This is a genomic window from Vitreimonas sp., from assembly GCF_036392335.1.
Classification (GTDB): domain Bacteria; phylum Pseudomonadota; class Alphaproteobacteria; order Caulobacterales; family Aquidulcibacteraceae; genus Vitreimonas.
This window is the reverse complement of record NZ_DASVYD010000043.1, coordinates 1-2,057: the sequence shown is the minus strand read 5'-3', so window position 1 is coordinate 2,057 and position 2,057 is coordinate 1. Positions and strand designations below refer to the sequence as shown.

3 protein-coding genes are annotated in these 2,057 nt (G+C 65.2%); all 3 read left to right on the top strand.

Features of this window, described 5'->3' with window-relative positions; genetic code table 11:
* A partial coding sequence (locus VF769_RS10035; protein ID WP_331008264.1) for an iron-containing alcohol dehydrogenase occupies nt 1–1,062 on the top strand: 1,062 nt, incomplete at its 5' end.
* 2 nt (nt 1,063–1,064) lie between these two features.
* Nucleotides 1,065–1,352: a hypothetical protein gene (locus tag VF769_RS10030; RefSeq protein ID WP_331008263.1), complete on the top strand. Its 288-nt coding sequence runs from the start codon at nt 1,065–1,067 to the stop codon at nt 1,350–1,352.
* A gap of 93 nt (nt 1,353–1,445) precedes the next feature.
* The coding region (locus VF769_RS10025) for a DUF2189 domain-containing protein (RefSeq protein WP_331008262.1) at nt 1,446–2,057 on the top strand (612 nt) is incomplete at its 3' end.

Below are 2,057 nucleotides of genomic sequence, written 5' to 3'. Positions count from 1 at the left end.
AAGGTTCTGCCCAGCTTTGGCGTCAAACGGCCCTTTGTCGTGACCGATCCGGGCCTCAAGGCCAATGGCCTGCTCGATAAGCTGCTTGCAGCCCTCGGCGAAGCGCCCGCCGGCGTGTTCACCGACACCCCCGCCAACCCGACCGAAAGCGCCTCGCGCGCCGCCGCGGAGGCCTATAAGGCCGCCGGTGCGGACGGCATCATCGCCTTCGGCGGCGGTTCCTCGATGGACCTCGCCAAGGCCATGGGCCTGATGCTCACCCATGAAGGCCCCTTCGAGCGCCTCGGCGGCAGCCAGCGCGGCTCGCGTTTCATCACCGCCATCCCGCCGTTGGTCGCCGTGCCGACCACCGCCGGCACCGGCAGCGAGGTCTCGCCAGGCGCGGTCGTCATTCTCGATAATGGCCGCAAGGAAACCTTCGTGTCGCCGCACCTCGTGCCGAAGGCCGCCGTTTGCGATCCCGAACTGACCATCGGCCTGCCGCCCTCCCTCACCGCCGCCACCGGCATGGACGCGATGACCCATTGCATCGAGGCGGTGCTGACCCCCGTCGTGCACCCGCCAGCCGAAGCCATCGGCGTCGATGGGGCCGAGCGCATCTCGAAATATCTCGAACGCGCCGTGAAAGACGGCGGCGACCGCGATGCGCGCTGGCACATGATGATGGGCTCGTTCCAAGGCGCGCTCGCCTTCGCCAAGGGCCTCGGCGCCGTGCACGGCCTTTCGCACGCGCTCGGCCGCATCCACGAACTCAAGCTGCATCACGGCACGCTCAACGCGGTGATCCTGCCGCACTCGCTCGCCATGATCGGCAATGCGGCGGAAGAAAAATTCGCTCGCCTACGCCGCGCACTCGGCCTCGGGCCCAACGGCGACCTGCCGCAATACATCGCAGATCTCAATGCCCGCATCGGCCTGCCCGGGAGCCTCAGCGCAATGGGCGTCACCGAGGCGCATTGGCCGTCGACGCGCGATTACGCCGTCACCGACCTCGCCACCGCCAGCAACGCCATCCCGTTCAATGGCGAAAGCTACGACGAACTCTTCAAGCGCGCGCTCTAGAAGTGGCGGACACCGCCGCGCTGATCGACATCTTCTCCGAGCTGCGCACCTTGCTCGCGCGCCCGGAGAATGATTTTGATTGGTCGAGTTGGGAGAACGCCGCCGCCGCACTTGAAGAAGTCGACGGTCTAATCGCCAGCCTGCAGGCGGGCGTTCTGCCCGACACGCTCACGATGCAGGTACTCTTCACGGTCGCCGGTCCAATCCAAGAAGTCAGTCTCAATAGCGGTTGGGGCAACCGCTTTTTGGAATTGGCCGAGCGCTTCGACGAAGCGACGGGCGAGGCCTAGCTTCGCTTACTTGATCTCGCTCAATGCGCGCCCCACCCTGCGTTCAAGGCTACACGCGACTCGCGCAAAAGACGCGGGCGCAGGGAGGACGATATGGAGCAAGCCTATACGCTGCCCAACGTGAGAAGCGTGGGCATGGACGCGCCGTTTCGCTGGCTGACTGAAGGCTGGCGCGACATGATGCGCACGCTCGGCCCCAGTCTGTTTTATGGCGCAGTGCTCGCCGCCGTCAGCTTCGTGCTCGCCAAAGCGCTGATCAATTCCAACGCCGCCTTCTGGGCGCTGTCGCTCACCTGCGGCTTCGTCTTCATCGCGCCCATGCTGGCGATGGGTCTTTATGAAGCCGGCCGCGCCCTCGAAGCTGGCGAAAGGCCGACGCTTGGACAAATGCTGTTCGTGCGCGGCGCGCTCCGTCAGGATGTCGCCTATCTCGGCCTGGCGCTGTTGCTGATCTATCTACTCTGGGGCCGCATCGCTCAGATCGTCTACGGCCTCTCCACCTTCCGCCTGCACACGACAGTCGAGAGCTTCGTCGATTTCGCCCTCCACACCGGCGAAGGCCATTCCATGCTGATCACCGGCACGATCATCGGCGGCGTGATCGCGTTCTTCACCTATTGCCTGGTCGTCGTCTCAGCGCCGATGCTGCTTGACCAGCGCGCCAACGTTTTCGCCGCGACCTTCACCAGCTTGCGCGCGGTGTCG